Origin of the sequence: Psychrobacter sp. ANT_H3 (genome assembly GCF_027919975.1) — a bacterium.
Classification (GTDB): domain Bacteria; phylum Pseudomonadota; class Gammaproteobacteria; order Pseudomonadales; family Moraxellaceae; genus Psychrobacter; species Psychrobacter maritimus.
Window position 1 is genome coordinate 153237 of sequence record NZ_JAQISM010000004.1, and the last position, 24357, is coordinate 177593.

Consider the following 24357-nt stretch of genomic DNA (forward strand, 5'->3'; position numbering starts at 1 on the left):
ACCCCTAAAATCTACTAAGGTTTTAGGGGTTTTGTTTTTTTAAGCAACTACAATTTTATTCAGGACATCATTAATCGTCTAACAAATCCATACGCTTTGCTGCTTCATAGATACCCGTTGAGCGGTTACCGGTACGGCAAAAAATCAGTATAGGCTGCTCAGCTTGGTTAAAAAAGTCAGCAAATTCTTCAACATGGTTTTGATTGAGCTCGCTACCGGCGAAAGACACTTCTTTATAAGCAAGACCTGCTTTTTTAGCGGCAGCTTCAATCTCAGCACTGGTTGGTTGGTTTGGTTCTTCACCATCTGGACGATTGTTAATAATGGTCTTAAAACCACTTTCAGCAATCATAGGTACTTGATCAGGGGTGATTTGTCCGGTAAAACTTACTTCATGGCTCATAAGAGCTCCTTTTTATTTTTTAGCGTAAAAACGAAAATTTTGCGCTTGGATTAAAATATTTCAATAAAGCCTATCTGCTTTCTATAGTAAACCTTGCATCAGTGCACTTTGATAGAGCAATTTGGCGCGTGCACCCGTACCGCAAAACATCAGGATGGGTTTTGGCATGCTGCGATAAAAGGCGGCAAACTGCTCGACAGTCGCCATGCTTAAACGCTCATCATCGAACGGTAAATGCTGATAGTTAAGGTTGGCCTTTGCCGTTGCACTGGTAAAGTCACAGCTATTAGGCTGCGTCTCTGTCTCAGCATCAGGTCGAATATTGAGCACAGAGCGGTAGCCAAGCTCAGCAATTTTGACGCATTGGCTTGGGTAAATTTGCTTATAAATGGTTAAATCATCGGTCATAAGTTTTTCGGTCGCGTATATTAAATGGCGTTAGATTTTCTGATGTTTCTAGAGACGATAAGTTTTAAATCTAATAGTAATTTAGCATAACACAGCTCTTATCGTATCTCTGTTTTGACATTGATGTTTTATAATTAAGGTTTTATCACTGATGTTTTGTCACGGACAATAACGGTCATGAATAATTTAACTTGAGTTGCATAAATACGGTGCTATCAAATCTCTTTTAGCGCATTGACCGCATCCATGGTGCTTAAATAAACCTGCCCTGATAGATGGGTTATGACTGGTGTATGCTCGATAATATCCATCACCGGTCCCTTAATAAAGCTAAAGCTTAAGTGCTTTTTTTGATTCAATAGCTCTTGATTGAGGCTGATAAGCATCTCTTGTCCGGTCAAGTCAATATGATTGACCGCGGACATAATCAGGATAACCTCATGCGCATCGGGGTACTGCCGCGTCGCTTGTATGACGCTGCGATGCACGGATTCACTATTGCCAAAAAACAAGCTCTCATCGATACGCAGCATCAATAAATTGCTAAAGGTCACCACATCATGACGATTGATATTACGAAAATGTCCTGTACCCGCTAGCTGACCGACGACTGCGACATGCGGCTTGCTTGATTGCCAAATAAGGCTAGCAAACGACACCATCAAACCGATGACTAAGCCAGTATTTAACCCAAATATCAGCACCCCGATAAATGCCGCCAAAAAGCTCGCCGCATCTAAGCGGTCGCGTTGCCATGCTGACCTTAAAGTCGCCATATCAATGAGACCGATAATTGACGTCATAATAGTCGCGCCCAAGAGGGCGTAGGGCAGAGGAGCTAATAAATGACCAAAAGCGATTAACGCCGCAATCATAACCAACACAGTGACCAGACTTGCGACTGGCGTTTTGGCGCCTGAGTCGGCATTAATCGCCGTACGTGAAAAGCCGCCAGCAATGGTAAAGCTCTGAAAAAAGCCTCCAGCCATATTGGCCAGACCCAGTCCGGTTAACTCACGATTGGCATCAAAGGTTTCACCGCGCAGGCGTGCATAGTTGCTGGCTACTGAGCTGCTTGAAACAAAGATAATCAACGCCATTAAACCGGCGCTCGGTAATAGATTGAGCGCTTCATGAAAATCTGGCAAGTACGGCAGGGTAAAGCTAGGCAGCCCTTGCGGAATAGTACCAATCGTCGCTACGCCGTGCGTTGTCCAATGCAAACTCATACTTAATATAATGGCAAGAGCAAGCAAAATAAGCGGAAATAGACGCTCAGCCCATTTTGCATAAGAGGCTGACAACCAAGAGCGCCAGACCCATTTACTCGCATAGCGATTAGCAAATAATAGCGTAAATGCAATCACGCCGATGATCAAGGTTAGCGGATGCAGCTGGTGACCATACATCTGCATACTCGATAAATAACCGATAAGGCCATTACCTGCAATAGGAATCCCCGTCAGATACTTAAGCTGACTGACAAAAATCAATACCGCCGCGCCACTGATAAAGCCTGCCGATACGCCGCGACTGATAAACTGCATAATCCAGCCAAGCTTCAGCCTTCCCGCCAGCCATAACATCGTGCCAACCATCAAAGACAGTAAACTGGCCATTAATATATATTGCTGCGTGCCATCATTGGCATAAGGGTGCAAACTACTGGCTGTCATAATCGCTGTAATGGCGACAGGCCCTACGGCTTGGACATTGCTCGAGCCTATCCAAGCATATACCAGCACGGGTACAATGGCCGCATAGAGTCCATAGACCGGCGGCAACCCTGCTAGCACCGCATAACCTAAGCTTTGTGGAATGACGAGCACCCCAACGACCAATCCCGCGATGACGTCAGTCGGCAGGGCAGACAGCTGGTACTGACGTAACCAAGCAGGAATCAGACGAGCGGCGATAGAAGGCATAGCAATAGGTCATCACAATAAATAAATTTAAGAATAGCTAAGAGCTAAATGACCAGTTATGCGTCTGTTTTGGCACAAAAGCGTTCATACAATAACTGCAATACCGATAACGCATCATCGCTTGCGATACTATAATAGATTTGCTTGCCCTCGCGGCGGGTCGTCACCAGCTCGTCTTTACGTAAGATACCAAGCTGCTGCGACAAGCTTGGCTGACCGACACCGACTAAGTCTTCAAGCTCACTGACGCAGTACTCACCTTGGGTCAGCTGACATAGCAGTAATAAGCGATCAGGATGCGAGAGTGATTTTAATAATTGACTGGCTTGCATAGATGCATGTTGCATTTGCTCAGCAAGGTCTTTGGGTGCAAAGTCTGTTACGCTGGCAGATACAGGTTTACCAGTGTGATTAGTAGACGTGCTCAATGCTGAAGTTGAAGTAGTCAGAGCGAACTCCTTATTTAAGCTATAGATAAAAAAGGCAAAGTTTATAGATAAGATATGGTCATATATAGTTAATTATCAATGATATCGCGATTTATAGCAAGTTATCATTATTTACATTATATAAATTGATAAATTGTTAGCTGGTTGCTATAGTGGTATGCAAGATAGGTATTATGTACATTCAAATATTATAAACAAGTATTTATTATACGTAAGACTTCATTAAATAATAAAACATTCATATAAAAATAAAGAGGTAGCCATGCAAGTTCATTCCTTCTTACATAGCGACACAGAGACCTACACCCACGTACTGGCTGATGTGCAGCAGCAAGTGTGTGCCATTATCGATCCTGTTTTGGATTTCGATGCCAAGTCAGGACGTACGGATACCGCTAGTGTCGATAAGGTAATAGCGTTCGTGCGTGAGCAGGGTTGGGCGCTGGTTTATATTATAGAAACCCATGCCCATGCCGATCATATATCGGCCGCTATACATGTAAAAGAAACACTTGGCGGTAAGCTGGTCATCGGTCAACATATCACTGAAGTGCAAAAAATATTTAAGCAAATTTTTAACTTTGATAGCAGTTTTCGTACCGATGCCAGCCAGTTTGATATCTTGACCGATGATGGCGAAACCTTGGCACTGGGCGGCATTACGATTACTGCCATGTATGTGCCCGGCCATACGCGCGCGGATATGGCGTATCTTGCCGCTGACGATGAAAAAACCGTGGTTTTTGTCGGCGATACGCTATTTGCTCCCGATGTGGGTACGGCGCGCTGTGACTTTCCGGGAGGAGACGCCAAAACCCTGTATCAGTCTATCCAAAAACTGCTGGCACTCCCTGATGAGACCCTGATGTATCTGTGCCATGACTATCCAAGTCAAGGTCGCAAGCATTGCCCAACCACGACGGTGGCGGCGCAAAAGCTCGGTAATATTCACGTTAAAGACGGCATTAATGAAGCTGAATTTGTTGAGATGCGTGAGCGCCGCGATGCCAATTTAGAGATGCCGCGGCTGATTATTCCGTCAGTACAACTTAATATTGATGCCGGTCATTTTCCGAAACCAGAAGACAATGGCACCCGTTATCTAAAAGTACCGATTAATGCGCTTTAGTAACTAATTAAATTTCAGTGAAATAAAAAAAGAGCTGATAAATAGCTAAATACAAATAGAGCAGAAAGTTACGCACGCACAATACGAGTAGTGGCTATCCTAATGCTAATCTGTCTTATAAGCTTGCATTGTAAGTTTGCATAATGGAATAAAGCCAAAAAAAAGTGTGATTAAGATTCTTACGAATAACCCATTCACAAGCATTGAGTATGGGCGCTCTATTAAGATACGCGCCCAAGCTATGTATAAAGGAGTTGTATAATGAGTGAGCAAAACTCTCATCTGGTCTGCCCGCATTGTCAGGCAACCAATCGTATACCCGCCACACGGCTAAATGCGGCACCGAACTGTGGCAAATGTGGTCAGCCATTATTAACGGCCAGTCCGCATGAGCTAAACGCCCAAACGGTTAATAAAGTCATTCAAAAAAACGAGGTGTTGACCATCGTTGATTTTTGGGCAAGCTGGTGTCAGCCGTGTCTGATGATGGCACCGCAGTTTAAAGCGGCGGCCAGTCAGTTGCCGCAAGTGGTTTTTGCCAAAATACAAACCGATAAATACGAGCAAGCGGCGGCACCTTATAATATTCGTAGCTTGCCGACGATGGTTGCTTTTAAAAATGGCAAAGAAGTCGCGCGACAGTCTGGAGCGTTACCTAGCGATCAAATTGTGCAGTGGGTAAAAAGCTTAAACGCATAAGCGTTGCTTGATTTTTTACTCTCGATGATTAGACACAAAAAAGCCAATATGCTTATCGCGTATTGGCTTTTCTCTTTTGAACAGCGTTTAATGTCATCGGAATAATAAACTATCAAACGTGACTTATTAAACACGAGCCATTTAAACACGAGCCATTTAAACACGAGCTATCGAGCATTACTCACCATAAATCTTAATACCATTGGCAAAGCTACAACGCTGGATACGGGCAGACTGAATGATGGCATCACGCTCGCCATACAGTCTTGATAGCTTGGCATCACGCGCTTTAGTATTGTTGCTTTGACCAACACCAAAGCTGATATTAGGGGAGATACCCCAGCGTCCAGCGGAAACCCCAACGCCGACGCCTGAGGCGGATAGGGTTGATTGCTCATTGCGCGCCGCATCGACATAGCGATTGACGCGATTATACTCTTGACTAAGCGCTTGGCAATCATAACTTTGATAGGTGCTTGGTGGCACATATTGCGGGGTGATATTACCCGTTGAGGCGCAGCCTGAGAGACCAAAAACGCCAGCTGTTGCCAGTAGTGTTGCTGCAGTAAGAGTTTTCATAATGTCTCCATAAGCTAAATGAGGATGTTTACCGTGCTTATTAATGCCTGCTGTCAATTAATATCTGTTTTGGTATTGATTAACACTGTTATGTTTTAACAGGGCATTTTAAAAAGCATATTTATTTAAGATAGCAAAAAAGTGGCGATTAAGATATTGAAAAATATATCGTTTAGCAACGCTTAAAACAAATTACCCGGTTTGCTAAAGGCAAGCACCACGATGCCGATATAAGCCACACCTGCAATCAGAATACCGGTTTTTCTTTGGCTCAGTGTTGCATTGTTATTAAAGGCTTTGATACTGGCGCTAAGGGCGGCAACGAGCAAGATAATTTTTGCAAAAACCCATTGCACGGGCGCATTGGCACTCATTAATTGCATGAGCATACCAGCCCCTGAAAGAATAATAACGGCATAGAGAATATGGGTAGAAATTTTGAGCGCCAATGGCATTCGCTTGTTTGCGCTTAATACCAGATAGCTTTGATATAAAAACGCCGCAATCAACAGTACTGCCATGAGCATATGTAAATGTTTCATTGGATAGGATTTCCTTTAAAGGTGCCGTTTGCCAGCTTATTTATATTATTAGAAGTTAGCATTTGATTATGATGTTTAATGGTAGCTGTTTAAAAATAGTAAACAATAAAACCGCCATCTAACCTTTGTTTTGACCGGCGCACAGTGGACTCTCAGGGCTTTGACCTTGCCACTCTGTTGGCGTATAAGCATGGATAGCCAAGGCATGGATTTGACCGCCTTGTGAGGTCAGTAGCGAGTTTGCCAGAGCATATACCAGCTGATGACGCGCAACCAAACGTTTGCCTTCAAAGGCATCACTGACAATGGTCAGTTTAAAATGGCTTTCTTTACCGTCAAAGTAACCCGCATGATTCATCGATTCATTTACCAGCTCAATATGCTGCGCTTGCAAAGCCTGTAGCTCATTATTAAGGGTATCGGCGGTTGGAGTGTTAGTAGACGTATTGGTCGTAGGCGTATTGATAGTCATAATCATCCTTTATCTTATAGGGCTTAGCCATTTAAATGGCTGATTGCGCCCATTATAGCAGACACAGTTCACTGTGCCGCTATGCTGCATTAACTGACCGTTTATCGCCGTGCGATAGTCAGTTTACTATAAAATATTTTAGCAGCACGCATAAAAAAGGCAGAGCGCAATATATTACGCTCTGCCTTTTTTATTTATCATTACTTACCATTAGTCCGTACTTGTCATTAGATTGATACTTAATGCTTAAACATCATCCATTAACGACGTGACTTTTGATAAAGCGGCATTACTTTAGGCATCAATGACTGCAATTGCGCAATACGGTTGCTGCTGGTTGGGTGAGTGCTTAAAAATTGTGGTGGCTCACCTTGGCTGGCGCGTTGCATTTTCTGCCATAAAGTAATCGCTGCTTGTGGGTTGTAGCCTGCACGTGCCATCAACTCAAGACCGATTTGGTCAGCTTCTGCTTCTTGCGTACGGCTGTGCGGACGGCTAAGACCTAAGTCACCAGCGACGTTAGCAAGCTCTGCCTGCCCTTGTGAGAGACCAAAGATGCTCGCTGCCATACCAATACCCGTTTGGGTAGCGTATTGACGTGATAAGCGCTCACGTGAATGCTCACGTAGGGCATGCGATATCTCATGTCCCATAATAGCGGCAATTTCATCGTCCGTTAAATTTAAGCGGTCGATAATACCCGAGTAAAACATAATTTTACCGCCGGGCATCACAAAGGCGTTTAAGTCATTAGATTTAATGGTATGCACTTCCCATTGCCACTTTGCCGCATCAGGACGATAGACACCGACTTGACCGACCAAACGGTTCGAGATATTTTTTAGGCGATTGAGCTGCGCGCTATTGGTATCCAGTAAGCCGCGCGCTTTTGCTTCTTGCAGCGTTTTGGCATAACTTTGCGCCGATAGCTGCAATACTTGCTCATTTGAGACTAATAATAGCTGCTGACGGTCAACGCCGACGGCACCAGTGCTAGTCGTGCTAGAACAACCGGTCATGGCCAATGCCGACAATGATGCCGCCATAACTGTTGTGGTAAGCAGTTTTTTCATAATAAACGTCCTCGCTGTAAATGGAAAAAATAAAGTGGAACAATGCCAAGATCAAAATAGTAGCGGAAAGGGTAGCTTATTATTGAAGTATTGCTACCGTTTGCCCATCTACTAAAACAGTGGAATTTTACTCCAACTGTCATTAGCCATAAGTATAATAATGTTAACAACCTAAAACCTAGACAGAAAAAGTAACAATAGGCGGTAGGATTGTAAGTGCTGTTAGCAAGTGCTGTTAGTAAGTGCTATTAAAAGGTAAGTAGTTCGCACAAGAAATAATGGAAGTGGATACAGTAGTTAAAGCCGCTTTATCGTTTGCGCGCAAGCGTTTTTATTTCTATAACTTCTATAGAAAAACTATATTTTGCTAGCGTTTTGACGTTGTCAGCATGTTGTAAGCAAAGGTTAGGCGGGCAGAATGCTGAGACTGCTATTATTTTCTCTATTTATTTGAAATTATTATCTTAATGAGATAAATTAAAATAGCACTTAGAATCAATACTCTATGCTTGTTTTTCTCTTAAGATAGATTTAAAAACCATACCTTTGATTAAAAATTTGAAAAAAGGTATTGACACTCTCAGAATATTTGCTAAAATAGCCAGCCTATCGAGACGTAGTCGTTGTTAACAACATTGCGATTTGATAATTAGCGGGAATAGCTCAGTGGTAGAGCATAACCTTGCCAAGGTTGGGGTCGAGAGTTCGAATCTCTTTTCCCGCTCCAAATATGGCTTGCAAAAGCACTAAAGCCTCACTTCTTATACTAAGAAGTGAGGCTTTTTTTATGCCTGAAATTTGGCAAGCTAATGTATAACGCTATGACAAAGTGCATGTGAAAAAGCGTATGTGATAAGTATAAGTAGCAGCGTTACAAAATATGGATAATTTGACACATTTATTTGATTTTGAATTGGCATACTTATTTGAAGTATTAAATATTAAAAATTTTCAAACGATATATCGCCTCCATTAATAATTATTATGAGGATTAACCATGCAAGCTTTTGAGCACAAATCATTTAATGAGCTATTTGACTTAACAGGAAAAACAGCGATTGTGACGGGCGGTGCTAATGGCATTGGCAAAGCAACGGCACTGCGTTTGGCACAAGCGGGCGCAAATATCGTCATTGCAGATTTAAAAATAGAAGATGCCAATAAAGCTGCTAAAGACATCGAAAGCTACGGCGTTAAAGCCTTGGCGGTTGAGTGCAATATTTTAAAAGACGAAGACTTGGTAGCGATGGTCGATAAAACGGTAGAGGTATTCGGTAGTATCAATATCCTGATTAGTAATGCAGGCGGCGGTGGCGGTGGTCAAGAAAATCCGTTTAAAATCTCTGTTGATGATTTCCGCCGCGACTTTGAATTGAACGTCTTTAGCGCGTGGCGTCTATGCCAGTTATGCGTGCCACATATGAAAAAATCGGGCTATGGCTCAATCGTCATCACCACCTCGATGTCGAGTGTCAATAAGAGTCCAGATATGAGTAGCTATGCAGCATCAAAAGCGGCGGTTAATCATATGGTGGCGAACCTTACTCATGATTTCGGTCCCGAGGTGCGTATCAATGCTGTGGGTCCGGGTGCCACGCGCACTGCGGCGTTAGAGAGCGTATTGACGCCTGAGATTGAAGAGAGAATGTTGTCGCATACGCCTATCAAGCGCTTAGGCGAAGCGGATGATATTGCTGGTGCGATGCTATATTTTGCGGCGCCTATCTCTGAGTGGGTCAGTGGGCAGACGTTATTTGTCAATGGTGGCGGTGTGCAAACCTTAGACTAAAATTAAGATTAACGGTAATAGCTAGTGTAGAAAGCTCGTCATATAAAAAAGGGTCACCAGATATTTAATCGGGTGACGCTTTTTTTTGTGAACTTTTAAGTGACTAACTGACATTCAATACTTGTGAAAGTTCAATGTATACAAGCCAGTTTTAAAAACGCTATTTTCTAAGCGAAAAAGCCACCGTTTTATTGCCTATCCAATTCACCCAGCTGACCGGAAAGAAACGCAGCTGTAATCTAATTAAGTTTGCCATCACGCCCGGTACGACTAGGAACTGCCGATTTTCTACCCCTTTTAGCATAGATTTAACGGCATCTTCAATTTTTAGCTCGCCTGCCAGCTTTTTCATACCGACACCCGCTTGTGCCATGACGCCGACTTCCGCTTGGGTCAGCGGCGTATCTATCGGTGGCGGTGCAAAAACAGTGATATCAATACCGTGAGGTTTCCACTCAAAGCTTATCGATTGCATCATGCCCCAAATAGCAAACTTTGAGGCGCTATAAGAGCTGTAGCCATAACTGCCGGTAAAAGATGACATCGAAGCGGTGACCATGACTTGATCGCCACGTGATAAAAACGGACGCACGGCCGCTAGGACGTTGCGCGTACCAAATAAATTGATATTTATAACACGCTCAAACTGTGCTTGGCTCATCTCATCAAACGTCCAAGGACCTGTAATCCCAACGAAGTGCATGACAATGTCAGGTGACTGCTTACTTGCCGCCTCGGCGATTTTTTGAGTGGTTGTATCGGCGTCGGTGACGTCCAATTCATAGCTGATAATCGAAGCGTTATTTTTATTAATAGCTTGCAAGGTTGATAGCACCTCATCAAACGGTTGTACGTCAAACAGTACTAACTTAGCGTCTTGCTGAATGAGCTGCTTAGCTGTCTCAAGCCCGATACCAGAGGCAGCACCAGTGATATAGACAGTTTTACCGGTAAAGTAACCCATCACGCGCTTTCCTTCTGCAATGAGCGACTTTTTGCCGATTTGTTCTGCAAGCTGCCAAACTTTGCTTCGCCTATTAAATGACTGACTTTATGCCCGGGAATCAACCAATAAGGGGTTGCTTCACTACTTGACGCACAATTGGGAAAATCAGGGTTTTTTGAGGGACCAGCGATGGTTTTTTCAATGACCATCGAGATATATTGCTCATTACTACCTTCTAGTGTATTGCCGTTTAAAATCACTTCCACGCCTGTGTCTTTAGCATAACGGCGGATGGCATTCACTTTTGAGTTCATCGGTGCATAAGCATCGGCGCCCACGCCATTTTCTGAAGTTACTCTGATGCCATCTGGGACGCGTGCGACTAACGAATGGTTACCTTCGGTATGTCCGGGGGTATGTACGAGCGCGACGCCTTCGCCCAATTGGATGCTACCAGTAAATTTAATTACTTTATCAGCATCGACGCCTTCGATGCCGTTTGGGCAATACCAATCTGCTTGCACGGGTAATAAAGAGGTAGTACTTAGCCATTCTTGCTCGTGAATCAATAGCTTGGCGTTAGGAAAATAGGCAGGCTTATCTTTTTCACCTACATTTTTAGTATCAATGCTTTTAGTCCCTAACCAGCGGCGTACATCTTGGGTATGTAGATGGTCGTAGCTTATATAATCAACATCTTCTGGAGACAAGCCAACTTCAGCTAAGGTGCCAGTGACGTCACGGATGATAGGTGCAACCACGCTTTCAAGTGGTGACCAGTTAGGCATTTTGTCTGTTAGACGTTTAAAAAATGGCGTCTCACGGTCTGCTTCGATATCAGAAGGAGAGAATAGCAATGTTTTTAATTCACCCAAAAAGTCATAATACTGAATGATAAAAATGCGGTTGAGGATATGAATGTAGGGGAATTTATAGGTGCTTTGGGTATAGACGCCACTGTAGGCGTACCACGTGGGGTAGGGAACACGCACCATGTCGGCGCTTTGATAAAACTGTACCGGCGTTTCATCCATAAAGCGCTCTCTAAAGGCGCTTGCTTGCTTACGCGCTGCTTTTAGACGCTCTTGTGGTAACGGGCTTTGGCGAACGTCATCAAAGTCGTGAATGGCTTTCATGCCGAGTGCTTGCAAATCCATAATGCATTTCCTTATGACTGATGGATATCTTAAAATAATACTAACAGTATTGTTTTAATATTTATAGCGACTTTAAAAAACTACTCAGTTTACTAAGTTAAGCCTATTAAAACTTATCCCAATAAGGGTCATCACCAAAACGCTCGGCGATAAAATCAATGAGATAGCGGCAGCGCTGCGATAAAAAGCGGTTTTTTGGATATACCGCATAGGCATTGAGTGTGGGTAATTGGTATCGTTCAAGAATAGGCACAAGCTCCCCTTTAGCCAACCGTTTATAAGCGATAAAGGTTGGAATAAAGACAATACCTTGACCTTTTACCGCTAGGTCCACCAAGAACTCGCCATTAGTGGCTTTGATTTTGGCATCAATGGTGTGGTTGTGTTTTTTCCCTTGCGCGTCCGTAAGGGTAAGCGTGCTTGTTTTACCAAGACCATACTGCAAAAACTCATGTTGTTGTAAGTCTTCTAGGGTCGCAGGCGTCCCCATCTTTTCTAAATATTCCGGGCTGGCACAAAGTGCATAACGAATAAGTGCCAGACGCTTTGCTTGATAACTGGAATCTTGTAGCTCTCTGATACGAATGGCAAGCTCATAGCCTTCCTCAATCAAGTCAACATGGCGATCAGAAAAATCGAGCTCAAAGTTCAAATTGGGATGCTGATTGGCATATTCATCGATGACATCATTGAGATGCATCAAGCCAAATGACAATGGCGCAGTCATTTTTAAGGTGCCCTCGATACGCGTTGGCGCGCCACTGGTTTCTTCATTTAGGGCGTCAACTTCGCTGAGTATATTGTTCACCTTTTGGTAATATTGCTCACCGGCTTGGGTTAGGTTTGATTGGCGCGTGGTGCGGCTAATAAGCTGACTGCCCAAACGTGTCTCTAAATCCTTAAGACGACGGCTAACGGCTGATTTAGCAATATTTAATTGTTCAGCGGCTTTGGTAATGCTGCCTGCTTCGACAATGCGAACAAACATCGCCATGTCTTCTAGTTGTCCCATCCTAGCTACCTCATTATTGTTATTTAACTATTGTTATTTAGCTATTATTATTTTGCTATATCGTATGATGACCATGATATAAAACGGTTATTTCCCAAGTGTTCTCTTTATCTAAGTATATATTTAATATATCTATTTTATTTAATATTAACGATACAAAAGATAAAAGGCTGAGTTAAAAACCCAGCCTTTTATCAAAAAACCAAATAGTCGAAACTGTGGTCAATCTAAAAGCACTATCTTAAATGGTTAAATTACCCTTATTTAGTGTCTGCTTTTTTAAGGTCTGCTTTTTTACTGCCTTCTACCTGAACGACCAGTTTGATGTCTTTCATCATACCGCCATTGGTAAAGGTATTGATGCCCCATTTGGTTCTATCGATAGTGGTTTCAAAATCACCACCACAAGCTTCAGCTTTTAATAAAGGACTGTCATAGCAGTTAAATTTAGTGGCTTTTAAAGTCACTGGATGGGTCTTACCAAGCAGGGTTAAATCACCTTTGACCGCTTTAACTTTATCGCCATCAAACTCCCATTTAGTCGATTTAAAATAAGCGGTTGGATATTTTTTTACGTTAAAGAAATCCGCAGATTTTAGATGGCCGTCAAAAGCTTTAATGCCTGTGCTCAAGCTGCCCATAGGAATCGTAATACCGACAAAGCCTTTTTTCTCTTTAGGCGCGTATTCAAGAATACCCGATAGATTATAGAAGCCGCCAGCATTGGTCGTGGTACCGAAGTGGTCTACAGAAAAGCGCACGGCGGTATGATGCGGGTCAAGCTCATAAGTCGCAGCGTGACCTAGGGTGCTAAGCAGACCAAGCGTACCGATAGCAGCAAAAGCAAGCGCACGATTTGTTTTTTTAATAGAATTTACAGTGATCATAAATCAATCCTTTTGTTAAGTGAGTAGGTAAAAGCCAGTATATCGTCGAGTAAATATACTGCCTGTTTTAATTATCAGCTCAAAGACTGATATTGGTTTAAAATTCTTCGGTTTAAAAGCGCTTCATTTAAAAGCTAGCGTTAAGTATATCTTATATACCAACACAATAAGTGTAGCAAAAAATCATGATATTGGAGGTATAGTATTGGACGTTAGGCAGTATCGAAAAATACTTCTTTCTGTGGCGGCTGATACCTTCTATCAAATACTAACTGTTTTTATCATTGTATCAATAGAACCATTCCTTGATTGTTCTCTAAATAAGAACTCATATTTGTAATTATCACGGTTTATCTATTGATAAGCAACGACTACAATAATGTCGTTGCCTAATCAAACAAAAGTCTTTTAAATAAAAACGTTATCTTTAGAAATTTCATACTATTGGAGAATAATCATGGACAAATTACAAGAGCTTAGCGCCCCAATTGGTCGCCTATTTTTATCAATGATTTTTATCTTTTCAGGTTTTACTAAAATTACCGGCTACGCTGCCACTCAAGGTTATATGGAATCGATGGGCGTGCCAAGTATGTTATTGCCTTTGGTCATCGCTGTTGAGTTACTTGGTGGTATCGCCATCCTATTGGGCTTTAAAGCGCGCTTGGTGGCTATATTGATGGCAGGCTTTAGCGTTGTCTCAGCATTGCTATTCCACCAATTCTGGATTGATGAATCACAAATGAACCCCTTTATGAAAAACATCGCGATGGCGGGTGGTTTCTTGATGATTTTTGCCCATGGTGCAGGTGCCTATTCAATTGATCACAGCAACACGCGCAGAATTTAGTATAGTAAAATGCTTAATCCATATGGTTTTATCATCATTCAGGAGTTGCTATGAGCGCATCAATCAACATCGCCCTAGTTATTGGTAGTTTGCGAAAAGAATCTATCAATCGTAAATTTGCCGAATATATCGTGTCGCAGATGCCTGACAGCGTCACTATAAAGGAAGTCCACATTGCAGACTTGCCGCTTTATAATCAAGATTATGATGATAAAACCATTGAAAGTTATGAGCGTGTCCGTCAGCAGCTAAAAGACGCTGATGCGGTATTGATTGTCACCCCAGAGCATAATCGCACCATACCTGCGGCGTTAAAAAACGTCGTGGATATCGGCTCGCGTCCCTATAAAGAAAGTGTCTGGACGCATAAAAGAGTTGCCGTAGTTACGGCATCTCCGGGGAGTTTTGGTGGTATCAATAGTGGGCTTGATGTGCGCAAAAGCATGCAAATGCTCTCGGCGCAACTGATGGTCGATCCAGAAATCCATCTCAGCCGTGCAACCGATAGCTTAAATGAAGATGGCAGTGTTAGCGCCCGCACGCAAAAATTCTTACAAGGCTTTGTGACTGATTTTGTGCAGTTTGCAGGCAAGTCGGGTGGCTAACTCACTCTCTAATAATGCTGCGAATACTAATAATGAAGCTGCTAGTAAAGGTGATAGCAATCAATCAGCTTCACCTGACTCACAGCCGTTACATTCAAAGCCGCCAAGTTTTTGGCAGCGCCATCAAACGCCCGTGCTATTAACCGTGGTTGGCGGGGCAATTGATACTATTGGTTTTATCACCTTGTTTGGTTTCTTCACCGCTCATGTCACAGGTAACTTGGTGATGGCGGGCAGTGGCTTGGTCAAGGGTGAGGCGGGTCTATGGATTAAGCTTGCCGCCTTACCGTTATTTATTTTAACGGTTATGATCACGAAGATATTTATTGACCATAGTAAAAATAAACAATTAACGCTGAGCCATTTGTTCCTAGCGGAAGCGTTTTTCTTAACCGCTTTTATGATTGCCGGTCTGTACTATCAACCCTTTGTCGATGCCGGTGATATAACCGTGGCGATAACGGGTGGATTAGGTTTGATTGCGCTGGCGATTCGTAATACTGCCAGCAAGACAGTGATTAAGCATATGAGTCCGACGGTATTGATGACCGGTAATACTACGCAACTTGGTATCAACCTGACCGATTATTTGGTCAATCGCACAGCGGATAATGGCAAAAAACTGGCACACAGTTCAGTATTGGTATTTAGCTTTTTAGTGGGGGCGTTAGTGGGCGCACTGCTATATATGCAGCTGAGTTTTTGGGCGGTGGGCTTGTTTGTATTGCCGGTGCTGTATTTATCAATGAGGGCGCGCAATACAGGGTTTTTAGAGCATATTGCCTAAGCGTTTTTAACTGAATTATTCTAGCGCTTACATTATAGATACTAGAAAGCATCGTCCATAAAAAACGCCATATCTGCAGATATGGCGTTTTTTTTGCTTATCGATTAAATGCTTATATTTAGCTATATGCTTATATTTAACTATTCATTGTTTAAGGCGTAGCATTATGAAATACTGAATTGTCTTGGTACTCTGGATGCTTGTCGATATAAGACTTTACATAAGAACAAGTTGGTTTCACCCGCAGGTTTTTCGCCGCCGCATCATCTAAAATATATTTGACCAGATACCCTGCAATACCACGGCCGCCTAACTCTGCTGGCACCTCGGTATGTTTGTATTCAATGCCTTTTTCGCCGGCGCTCGTGGTGAAAAATTCATAATCCTCTAAAGCGATTTTGTCATCGATATGAATCTCAAAACGCTTCTTTTCGGTATTATTAATAACTTTATAATGTAATGGTTGTTTATTTTCCACATCTGTCTTTGCCATATCTGACATAGTTAAATTTCCTTATATCGTATGATTAATATCTTCTAGACTTAATTTACACCTGCTCGCGTTACTTCTTTCATAACTTTTTATCGTAACTTTGGCCATAGTAACAGCTCATGCTAGTTGTACTGTTATGAGTATACAGGGTTCTGTTATAAATATATTACCTTACCTTTATGACAATATTGTTCTAAAAATGAGAATAGTTAATTGCGAATATCGTTGTTTATCTGTTAGTGGACAACAATTATAATAATTTCATTGTTTAAACGAGTTAATGAATGTCAAATTCTAAAGCCGTTTAACTTACTAATAGTTAAGGATACATTATGAAAACCATCTATCATGCAGCAGATTCTCGTGGCGATGCCAACCATGGCTGGCTCAAAAGCAAGCACACCTTTAGCTTTGCCAATTATCACAATCCAGAACGTATGGGTTTTGGCGCGCTACGTGTTATCAATGATGATTTTGTCATCGCAGGTCAAGGCTTTGGTAAGCACTCACACCGCGATATGGAAATTATCAGTATTCCTTTATCCGGTAAGCTCGGTCACGGCGATAACATCGGTAATAATGGCATCATTGAAACCGGTGAAATCCAAGTGATGTCAGCGGGTAATGGTATCACGCACAGTGAAATGAACGGCGACGATACCGAAGCGGTGAAGTTCCTACAGATTTGGGTTATCCCAAATAAAATGAACGTTGAGCCTCGTTATCAGCAAATCCGTATGGACGATATCCTAAAGCCAAACGAGTTCAATCAAGTATTGTCACCCAATGCGGACGACGCAGGGGTATGGATTCATCAAGATGCTTGGTTTAGCATGGGCGATTTTGATAAAGGTATCACCCAAACTTATGAGCTAAAAAACCCTAATAACGGTGTTTATATCTTTGTCATTAGCGGTAAAGTGGTTGTGAACGGCAATACTTTGGATACCCGCGATGGTCTTGGCGTTTGGGATACTAAGAGCTTTGCGATGGACGTAGAAGAAGATGCTAAAGTATTGCTAATGGAAGTTCCAATGAGCTTTTAAGCATCCCTGATGCTAAATGTAAAAGGTGCTAAGTTTAAAAGCTGCTAAATGTAAAAGCTGCTAAATTTAAAAGGTGCTAAATTTAAAAGGTGCTAAATTTAAAAGGTGCTGACATTAAGGTGCACTTAAGTTAAAAATAGCATGTTGAGTTAAAAGTAGCGCGGTAGAAATAAAAACATCATTTTGCCGCGCTACTTTGATTTTTTTATAGCGTGTTGCCCATTATCTCTACATCACATCCCGTATCACATAATAAGAGGTGAATCATGAGTATCGAAACCCTAGAACCACGTTTGGCCGATGTAGGCGGTATTCCTATCGCGCGTCTATTGCCCAATACAGGCAAAAAGCCTATCGGCGCTTGGTGCTTTTTAGACCATGCTGGCCCTGCTGAATTTGGCGAAGATGAGTCAGGTATGCAAGTCGGTCGCCATCCGCATACCAACTTGCAAACCTTTAGCTGGATGTTAAATGGTGAAGTGCTGCACAAAGACAGCTTGGGTAATGAGCAAGTGATTACCAAAAACCAAGTCAACGTCATGACAGCGGGCACCGGTCTAACCCAAGGTATCAGCCATACTGAGCAAAGCGTCTTTCCAGATACTGGTGGCTCAGCAGATGCGGCACGCGGTTTGAGTATGGTACAGCTGTGGATTGCACTGCCAACGGATCAGCAAATCGAGCGTAGTTTCCATCATTACCCAGAGCTGCCAACTTGGCGTGAAGATAGTGTCGAGATGATTCTAACCACTGGCAGCTATACCAACATATCAGGTGAGCGTTACGAAGCGCCGACCATCCAGTATTCAAAAATGGTTGGTATCGATGTCTATTTCGTTGAAGACGGTGAGGTCACGCTTAACTTAGAGCCGGGCTTTGAATACGGAATCTTGGTGACAGAAGGACAAATCGAGTCTGAAGGCAAGATTTGTGAGCAAGATCAACTGTTCCGCTTCCATGATAGCGATGTTGCCAATAATAAAAGTATTAAGCTGGTCGCGAAAAAAGGCACCCGTGTGATGTTTATCGGCGGTGAGCCATTAAATAACCAAGTATTACTGTGGTGGAACTTTGTCGCGGACAATAAAGAAGAGATTGAGCAATCTATCATCGACTGGAATAACGGTCATGAGCGTTTTGGTAATGTCGACTCTGATATGAAGCGCTTACCAGCGCCAGAGTTGCCTGAAGGTTTTAAAGGTTAATGTCTTTAAAGGTTAATTTAACGGTAAGCTTTATTCGTTAAACTGCCTTTCAAATAGATATGTATCATTAAGTTTTTTTACAAAAGTAAAGTACGGATTTATCTCAAACGTCCATATAATAATTGAGATTAAAGAGTAGGGGTTTCTAGATAATTTATTGTCCCTACTGGTTTAACGGTTATTTTCATTGGATTGAAATTCTATTAATCATATGGAGAAATGTATATGTCAGACCTAAAAACATTACAGCAATTGGCTGAAAAGCGTCGTTCTATCTATGCATTGAGCAATCAATTGCCAGTATCAAACGATGAAATCGTCAAGTTGGTTGAGCATGCGGTTTTGCATACGCCATCAGCTTTTAACTCACAATCAACGCGTATCGTGGTTTTATTTGGCGATGACCATAATAAGCTTTGGCAAATGACCGAAGATACCTTACGTGATATCCTTGATAATGAAGAGCAATTTGCTGCAACTAAGCAAAAAATGGATGGCTTTAAAGCGGGCGCTGGTACGGTTATGTTCTTTGAAGATCATAGCGTTATCAGAGACATGCAGGCAGCCGCTCCTTTATATGCAGATAAGTTCCCAATTTGGTCGCATCAAACCAGTGCCATGCACCAGTATGTGATTTGGACTGCCTTGGCAAGTATCAATGTCGGTGCCAATTTACAGCATTACAATCCAATCATCGATAAAAAAGTGGCCAACGAATGGAACATCGATGAGCATTGGGAACTAAATGCTCAAATGGTATTCGGTGCGATTGAGCAGCCAGCAGGCGACAAAGAATTTAAGCCCGTTGCAGATCGTATGCAAGTATTTGGCAAATAGTATGTTTTATATTAGCGTATCAAACATGTGCTAAATAACGGTCGTGTTTGATACCTAAGGCGAAAAAGCAGCAAAACCAAAAAAGCGCCATCCGACTATCCGTTGGGTGGCGCTTTTTTTTGGTTAAAATGGTTAGAGCATGATTTTTTAGATATTGAGCTTAAAGATAATGGCAGTAGTGAATAGTTAGGATTGGCTTTTTTTACGACCCATCAAGCTATTAGCTACCCATGCTGGACCAATTAATAAGAACTGTAAATCTTCAAAAAATGATGGTTTTTTACCCTCAATTTTATGACCGATAAACTGTCCAATCCAAGCGACAACAAAGATAGCTGCCCAAACCTTAAAACCCCATGGTAATAACGTCATTACTGATAGGCAAATAAGAATAAAAATACCCATTGCCAAAAACAGCGGCGTTGATAAGCGCATATAGAATATTAATACCAAAGCGCTCATCACCAAGGTAAACCAGACGGAGAGCGACATGCCCATGCCTAATATACTGACAAAAATGGCCGGAACACATAACCAATGGATTTTTTTATTGACTAGATTTTGATGACTGACAGAATACTCACTGAGCCATTGCTCAAGTGTGCGTTTAGACATGCGATTTTGCGACGTACGAGACATACTAACCTCCCTGTTAGTAAATAAATGACGGTTAAGCAATAATAGTCAGCAGATAAATGGAAAACTCTACTAATTAATACCAGTTGTAGCACTAATTAGCCCAATCTGCCATTTTATCTGGTAAACCGCACAGTCAAAGCTTGTTATCTTTTTAACCTCATTTGCCTGTTTTTCAATTTTTCGTCACTTACTAAAATTATCCCTTAACGTACGGGTTTTGCCAATTCTACAGAATCTTGCTCACTACGATACCACTCATACAGTCCGACAAACGAGTTCACCTGATAAACCATGGTTTGAATAGCAAAGATATAATTGCCCGACATTAAGTTGACGGTCAGCCAAACGAAATTGGATAAAATCCATAACCACCAATTGAATGAATAACGCAGAATCATCGCTGCCTGCGCGGTGATAGACAGTACAAAGGCAATGACGTTAATCCAAAAGAAAGAGATAAGACCTAAAAATTTACTATTATCATCTTCAACGACCGCATAGCCATAGCTGGCAAGTAAATCATTCACGGTAGGGAATAGCGCCAAACCAATAACCATAAAAGCAATGGTCAGTAGCCAAATCCAGCGACTGGCAGATTTGGGCACCATATCGCCATCGGCATCAGTATGCTTTGACCAATAAAAAATCCCATAAAGATGACTGAAAAAGTTAAAGAGCGGCGCTAACATCAAACCAACTGCGCCAGAGGTTGCTTGGACGACAAATTCCCCTGCGGTCGCTGCCATGCCAAAGCCATTACCCATGATATTTTTGCGAAACGATAATGACACCACGCAAATCAAACCAATAAATGATACGGCTAAGTAAAACCAGTCAAGGGTCGTATGTTCAGTAGTCAGCCAAAAGCCTGCTGATAAGGCAATCACGCCGCAAATAAACCAGATGACAATCCATTGTATCGCCCATTTTCCGGTGATATTGTCTAGGAGCTGAATACGCATAACGCCTTTTTCCTTAAAGTATAAAAGCTATAATAGTTTTTTTCTTTTTTTTAGTATGGTTTAGTATGTCGTTTTTGCCATTACTAATATTTGTCACAGTCATTTACTTCTAGCAATCATTTTTGCTTTCGTTCTTTTTATTTTCGTTTTTTGATACTGTTATTTGCCATAAATAACCTCATCAATAATTAACAAAGCTTGCCTATAGCGGGCATCATAGTCGGGTTTATCAATCATATGCGGCTTAATATCATGACGGGCGAAAATATCTAATAAGCGCTGCTCAAAGCGTCCGCGTGCTTCAGGTGTGCCCAATGAGCGCATGCCATCGTCAACCCATGGCGTATTGTTATCGAGCATGATCGTATGGTCTAAGCGAAACTCATCGATACAAGCCGCCACAAAAGGATGGCTAAGACCCTCGTACTCTTCACAAAAGGCCTGAGTGGTGACAAAGTCAGTATCAACAATAGTTACGGGCGCTGTTGCTCTAGCGGCGGCATCACGGATTGCTTGGGCATGATTGAGCGCAATGGGTCCGTAATCGCTGTACTGCAAGCCAATCTCGCTACCACCCAAATCTGTACCGACGTATAGCCGCCCCATCTCTAGCGCAAAGCTAGCTCCATAATAATTGGCAAGTTTATGTACCAAGGTGGTCTTGCCTGAGCTTTCACCGCCAACGATGGCAACGGTTTTGGTATAGTCGCCGCGCACTTGTGGATGCAGCGCCGACCAATGCGCGACCGGATTACGCGCAATCGCATAGGAGTCGAATTCAGGCTGTAGGGGCGTGGTGAGCACTGGCATGATTAGCTGCTCACAAACATCGCTTTGCGCCAATGGATGATTTTCTGCGACAAACAATACCGTCTCTGCTGGCAACGCTAATGCATCACTCAAGCGTTGCAGCTTGGCATTGCTGGCAGCAATATCTATGCTGACATCAGCAAAGCTTTCATGGAGTGGCAGCTCAATCTCATCAGTGGTATGAATATGGATAAAGGGCAAATCAGCACACGCCATCTGGAGCCAACGCGCTTTATCTTGCAAGGTAATATTAAAGTCTGGATGCGGTGCTGGATGCGCCATAATCACGATATTTAAGGTTTTTGCTTGTCCTGCTGCTGCCAATATACTGCGCATCTGTCCTAGATGTAGCGGTTCAAAATGTCCAATCATTAAGCCTGAGTCGTACATAGCTATCCTTATTATTTTAAAAACAATTAATCGACAGTCGTTGTTTTAGTTATTTATCAGCATGGTATAAAGGTTTAAACAGATTTACAGGTAGGTTATTGTAAATTGGCAGTGGTTTATGAGTTTTTTATTGATAAGCAATAGTATCAAGCTATTCATTTTCTGGTCATTATTGAATGATAATTCGCAATTTTTGCTAGTAAATCTATAAGATTCACTGAGCTGTTATCAATCGACGATTACTGAATTTGTAACAAGAGTTGTAAGGTAGTAGCAACAAAGTCAATTATGAAACATTTTGAAATAATTATTTAAAATCAGGGGTTTACGAGCAGTTATGAGAGGTTAGGGCAAGCTTAAGTAGCATAAATTCACAAAGCACGTCTACATCCTCAACAGATAGAATAGGAATAGTTGCTATACTGATTCGTAAGTTGAAAAGACTCATATGAATTTAAGAATAGTTTTGAAAAATAATATTCAAAAATAACGATAAATAATAGCTATAAAATAAATATAACCAATATTAAGAGAGGTATTTGATTTGGCTAAGTTAGCAAAATTACATCGCTCACAAAATAATCGCATGATAGCAGGTGTGATGGGCGGTATTGCAGAATATGTCGGCTGGTCGCCAACATGGGTGAGATTGCTATTCGTTGTTATCTCAACGATGAGCGCAGCAGTACCAGGTATTTTAATTTATATTATCCTATGGATAATCATGCCAAAGGCAAGCAATCAGTCCTATCAGTAAGATGCTTCTAAAGTTAAAATTTACTAAAGCACAAAGTTTCTAACGTACAATGAAAGTAAAGTAATCATAGAAAACAAGATTTAAAAAATAAGGCCAATAAAAAAATAACAGCCCACGAAAAAACAAAAAGCCTGATTCATCAGGATAGCAAAGACATACTTTTCCTCCTGCCCAGATGCTCTGCATTTGGGTATTTTTTTATCTTACTTTTATATCTATAGGCTTAATAACGCCTATCCGGACAGTTTAACGATAAACAAGGCGTATAACTGACGATTTAAGCCCGTGAGATAAATTTAATTGCGGTAAATATAGATAAAATAGTCAATTTTTAGTAAGGTGAGCAGGCAAATAGAGTCGTTGCCGAATAGGCGATACGAGCGCTATCAATATTTTATTTCATAATACTAATTCCACCGTGGCTTTATTACAATGCCCCAAACTATGACAATCCAAACTATGACATCACAAGCGACAACCTCGATGACACAAGAGAAAGACTCTCAACCGATGACGTTTCAAGATCTCATCCTAACCCTACAAAATTATTGGGCTGACAAGGGCTGCGTTATCTTGCAGCCGTATGATATGGAAGTCGGCGCGGGTACTTTTCATACTGCGACATTTTTACGTTCTTTAGGTCCTGAGCGCTGGAATGCCGCTTACGTGCAGCCATCACGTCGTCCAACCGATGGACGCTACGGTGATAACCCGAACCGCTTACAGCATTACTATCAGTTTCAAGTGGTGCTTAAGCCCAATCCACCCAATATCCAGGAGTTGTATTTAGACTCATTAAGAGCCATTGGTATCGATCCGCTGGTGCACGATGTGCGTTTTGTTGAAGACAACTGGGAGTCGCCAACGCTTGGTGCGTGGGGACTTGGTTGGGAGATTTGGCTCAATGGTATGGAAGTCACCCAGTTTACTTATTTCCAACAAGTTGGCGGTATCGAGTGTTTCCCAGTGACGGGTGAGATTACCTACGGTCTTGAGCGCTTGGCGATGTATGTACAAGGCGTCGATAGCGTTTATGATTTGGTCTGGGCAGATGGCGAATTTGGTCGCGTCACTTATGGTGATGTCTTTCATCAAAACGAAGTTGAGCAATCGACCTATAACTTTGAGCACGCCGATGTGCCAATGATGGGTCAGATGTTCGACTTTTATGAGCAGCAAGCGGATAAGCTAGTTGCTGAAGGTTTGCCGCTGCCAGCTTATGAGATGGTGTTAAAAGCTTCGCATGCCTTTAACTTACTCGATGCTCGTGGCGCGATTTCAGTGACCGAACGTCAGCGTTTTATTTTGCGAGTGCGTACACTGGCACGTAAAGTCGCCATGGGTTATGTCGAAGCACGCGCTAAGTTAGGCTTCCCATTGGCTGATGAGGCGCATCGTCAAGCGGCGCTCGATAAGTATTTGCCAAAAGAAGAATCGGTAACAGATGATTTTACAGGCGCTAGTCAGTCTACTGAAAACAATCAAACTACTAACAATAATAAATAG

27 protein-coding genes and 1 tRNA gene are annotated in these 24357 nt (G+C 42.2%); 12 read left to right on the plus strand and 16 right to left on the minus strand.

Annotated elements, in window-relative coordinates; translation table 11 throughout:
• Positions 1 to 70 precede the first annotated feature (70 nt).
• From PG901_RS03430 to PG901_RS03445, 4 genes are all read right to left on the minus strand, one after another.
• A complete protein-coding gene (locus tag PG901_RS03430; protein WP_271133512.1) occupies positions 71 to 403 on the minus strand; it encodes a TIGR01244 family sulfur transferase in 333 nt (110 codons plus the stop codon).
• A gap of 81 nt (positions 404 to 484) precedes the next feature.
• Complete coding sequence (locus PG901_RS03435) at positions 485 to 811, minus strand: beta-lactamase hydrolase domain-containing protein (RefSeq protein WP_200661803.1); 327 nt, start codon at positions 809 to 811, stop codon at positions 485 to 487.
• A 215-nt stretch (positions 812 to 1026) separates the two neighbouring features.
• Positions 1027 to 2736 (minus strand): SulP family inorganic anion transporter, encoded by a 1710-nt coding sequence (locus PG901_RS03440; RefSeq protein WP_271133513.1) that lies wholly within the window; start codon positions 2734 to 2736, stop codon positions 1027 to 1029.
• 56 nt (positions 2737 to 2792) lie between these two features.
• Positions 2793 to 3164 (minus strand): ArsR/SmtB family transcription factor, encoded by a 372-nt coding sequence (locus PG901_RS03445; RefSeq protein WP_374220408.1) that lies wholly within the window; start codon positions 3162 to 3164, stop codon positions 2793 to 2795.
• Positions 3165 to 3447: 283 nt separating this feature from the next.
• Here PG901_RS03445 and PG901_RS03450 point away from each other — a divergent pair, with 283 nt between their 5' ends.
• The gene (locus PG901_RS03450; RefSeq protein ID WP_201564859.1) at positions 3448 to 4314 is read left to right on the plus strand and encodes an MBL fold metallo-hydrolase; all 867 of its coding nucleotides are present in this window, start codon (positions 3448 to 3450) and stop codon (positions 4312 to 4314) included.
• A 261-nt stretch (positions 4315 to 4575) separates the two neighbouring features.
• A complete protein-coding gene (gene trxC / locus PG901_RS03455; RefSeq protein WP_271133514.1) occupies positions 4576 to 5013 on the plus strand; it encodes a thioredoxin TrxC in 438 nt (145 codons plus the stop codon).
• A gap of 177 nt (positions 5014 to 5190) precedes the next feature.
• On the opposite strand, the gene PG901_RS03460 is transcribed toward trxC, so the two are convergent.
• From PG901_RS03460 to PG901_RS03475, 4 genes are all read right to left on the minus strand, one after another.
• On the minus strand, positions 5191 to 5592 hold the full coding sequence (locus PG901_RS03460; RefSeq protein WP_201564855.1) for a hypothetical protein: 402 nt from the start codon (positions 5590 to 5592) through the stop codon (positions 5191 to 5193).
• Between the two features lie 182 nt (positions 5593 to 5774).
• The gene (locus PG901_RS03465; protein WP_271133515.1) at positions 5775 to 6134 is read right to left on the minus strand and encodes a SirB2 family protein; all 360 of its coding nucleotides are present in this window, start codon (positions 6132 to 6134) and stop codon (positions 5775 to 5777) included.
• A 118-nt stretch (positions 6135 to 6252) separates the two neighbouring features.
• A complete protein-coding gene (locus tag PG901_RS03470) occupies positions 6253 to 6606 on the minus strand; it encodes a BolA family protein (protein ID WP_271133516.1) in 354 nt (117 codons plus the stop codon).
• Between the two features lie 260 nt (positions 6607 to 6866).
• Positions 6867 to 7679, minus strand: coding sequence for a M48 family metallopeptidase (locus PG901_RS03475; protein ID WP_201619189.1), 813 nt, complete (start codon positions 7677 to 7679; stop codon positions 6867 to 6869).
• 652 nt (positions 7680 to 8331) lie between these two features.
• Here PG901_RS03475 and PG901_RS03480 point away from each other — a divergent pair.
• Positions 8332 to 8406: transfer RNA gene (locus PG901_RS03480), tRNA-Gly, on the plus strand.
• Between the two features lie 270 nt (positions 8407 to 8676).
• On the plus strand, positions 8677 to 9468 hold the full coding sequence (locus PG901_RS03485; protein WP_271133517.1) for a glucose 1-dehydrogenase: 792 nt from the start codon (positions 8677 to 8679) through the stop codon (positions 9466 to 9468).
• Positions 9469 to 9628: 160 nt separating this feature from the next.
• Here the strand turns inward: PG901_RS03485 and PG901_RS03490 are convergent, their stop codons facing one another.
• The 4 genes from PG901_RS03490 to PG901_RS03505 form a co-directional block, all read right to left on the minus strand.
• Positions 9629 to 10432 carry an SDR family NAD(P)-dependent oxidoreductase gene (locus PG901_RS03490; protein WP_271133518.1) on the minus strand — a complete coding sequence of 268 codons (804 nt, stop codon included), beginning with the start codon at positions 10430 to 10432 and terminating at the stop codon, positions 9629 to 9631.
• A complete protein-coding gene (locus PG901_RS03495) occupies positions 10432 to 11571 on the minus strand; it encodes a hypothetical protein (protein WP_271133519.1) in 1140 nt (379 codons plus the stop codon). The genes PG901_RS03490 and PG901_RS03495 overlap by 1 nt, the downstream gene beginning before the upstream one ends.
• Positions 11572 to 11677: 106 nt before the next feature.
• The gene (locus PG901_RS03500; protein WP_271133520.1) at positions 11678 to 12583 is read right to left on the minus strand and encodes a LysR family transcriptional regulator; all 906 of its coding nucleotides are present in this window, start codon (positions 12581 to 12583) and stop codon (positions 11678 to 11680) included.
• A gap of 260 nt (positions 12584 to 12843) precedes the next feature.
• Positions 12844 to 13470, minus strand: coding sequence for a YceI family protein (locus PG901_RS03505; protein ID WP_271133521.1), 627 nt, complete (start codon positions 13468 to 13470; stop codon positions 12844 to 12846).
• Between the two features lie 457 nt (positions 13471 to 13927).
• On the opposite strand from PG901_RS03505, the gene PG901_RS03510 reads away from it, so the two are divergent.
• From PG901_RS03510 to PG901_RS03520, 3 genes are all read left to right on the plus strand, one after another.
• Positions 13928 to 14320, plus strand: coding sequence for a DoxX family protein (locus PG901_RS03510; RefSeq protein WP_271133522.1), 393 nt, complete (start codon positions 13928 to 13930; stop codon positions 14318 to 14320).
• Between the two features lie 50 nt (positions 14321 to 14370).
• Entirely contained in the window at positions 14371 to 14925 is a 555-nt protein-coding gene (locus PG901_RS03515; protein WP_271133523.1) for an NADPH-dependent FMN reductase, read from the plus strand.
• 133 nt (positions 14926 to 15058) lie between these two features.
• Positions 15059 to 15712, plus strand: a complete 654-nt coding sequence (locus PG901_RS03520; RefSeq protein ID WP_271133638.1) for a YoaK family protein — start codon at positions 15059 to 15061, stop codon at positions 15710 to 15712.
• 151 nt (positions 15713 to 15863) lie between these two features.
• Here PG901_RS03520 and PG901_RS03525 read toward each other — a convergent pair whose 3' ends face one another.
• Positions 15864 to 16214 carry a GNAT family N-acetyltransferase gene (locus PG901_RS03525; RefSeq protein ID WP_271133524.1) on the minus strand — a complete coding sequence of 117 codons (351 nt, stop codon included), beginning with the start codon at positions 16212 to 16214 and terminating at the stop codon, positions 15864 to 15866.
• 323 nt (positions 16215 to 16537) lie between these two features.
• Here PG901_RS03525 and PG901_RS03530 point away from each other — a divergent pair, with 323 nt between their 5' ends.
• The 3 genes from PG901_RS03530 to PG901_RS03540 all read left to right on the plus strand — a co-directional run bounded on the left by PG901_RS03530 (position 16538) and on the right by PG901_RS03540 (position 19293).
• Positions 16538 to 17251 (plus strand): pirin family protein, encoded by a 714-nt coding sequence (locus tag PG901_RS03530; RefSeq protein ID WP_271133525.1) that lies wholly within the window; start codon positions 16538 to 16540, stop codon positions 17249 to 17251.
• A gap of 266 nt (positions 17252 to 17517) precedes the next feature.
• Positions 17518 to 18456, plus strand: a complete 939-nt coding sequence (locus PG901_RS03535; protein WP_271133526.1) for a pirin family protein — start codon at positions 17518 to 17520, stop codon at positions 18454 to 18456.
• A gap of 225 nt (positions 18457 to 18681) precedes the next feature.
• A complete protein-coding gene (locus tag PG901_RS03540) occupies positions 18682 to 19293 on the plus strand; it encodes a nitroreductase family protein (protein WP_271133527.1) in 612 nt (203 codons plus the stop codon).
• Between the two features lie 186 nt (positions 19294 to 19479).
• Here PG901_RS03540 and PG901_RS03545 read toward each other — a convergent pair whose 3' ends face one another.
• From PG901_RS03545 to nadR, 3 genes are all read right to left on the minus strand, one after another.
• Positions 19480 to 19932: an Mpo1 family 2-hydroxy fatty acid dioxygenase gene (locus PG901_RS03545; RefSeq protein WP_201625510.1), complete on the minus strand. Its 453-nt coding sequence runs from the start codon at positions 19930 to 19932 to the stop codon at positions 19480 to 19482.
• 203 nt (positions 19933 to 20135) lie between these two features.
• Positions 20136 to 20894, minus strand: a complete 759-nt coding sequence (gene pnuC, locus PG901_RS03550) for a nicotinamide riboside transporter PnuC (RefSeq protein ID WP_271133528.1) — start codon at positions 20892 to 20894, stop codon at positions 20136 to 20138.
• Between the two features lie 159 nt (positions 20895 to 21053).
• Positions 21054 to 22094, minus strand: a complete 1041-nt coding sequence (nadR, locus tag PG901_RS03555) for a multifunctional transcriptional regulator/nicotinamide-nucleotide adenylyltransferase/ribosylnicotinamide kinase NadR (protein ID WP_271133529.1) — start codon at positions 22092 to 22094, stop codon at positions 21054 to 21056.
• Between the two features lie 544 nt (positions 22095 to 22638).
• Here nadR and PG901_RS03560 point away from each other — a divergent pair.
• Together PG901_RS03560 and glyQ are read left to right on the plus strand one after the other, a co-directional pair.
• Positions 22639 to 22851 carry a PspC domain-containing protein gene (locus tag PG901_RS03560; protein WP_201564837.1) on the plus strand — a complete coding sequence of 71 codons (213 nt, stop codon included), beginning with the start codon at positions 22639 to 22641 and terminating at the stop codon, positions 22849 to 22851.
• Positions 22852 to 23361: 510 nt separating this feature from the next.
• On the plus strand, positions 23362 to 24357 hold the full coding sequence (gene glyQ / locus PG901_RS03565; RefSeq protein WP_271133639.1) for a glycine--tRNA ligase subunit alpha: 996 nt from the start codon (positions 23362 to 23364) through the stop codon (positions 24355 to 24357).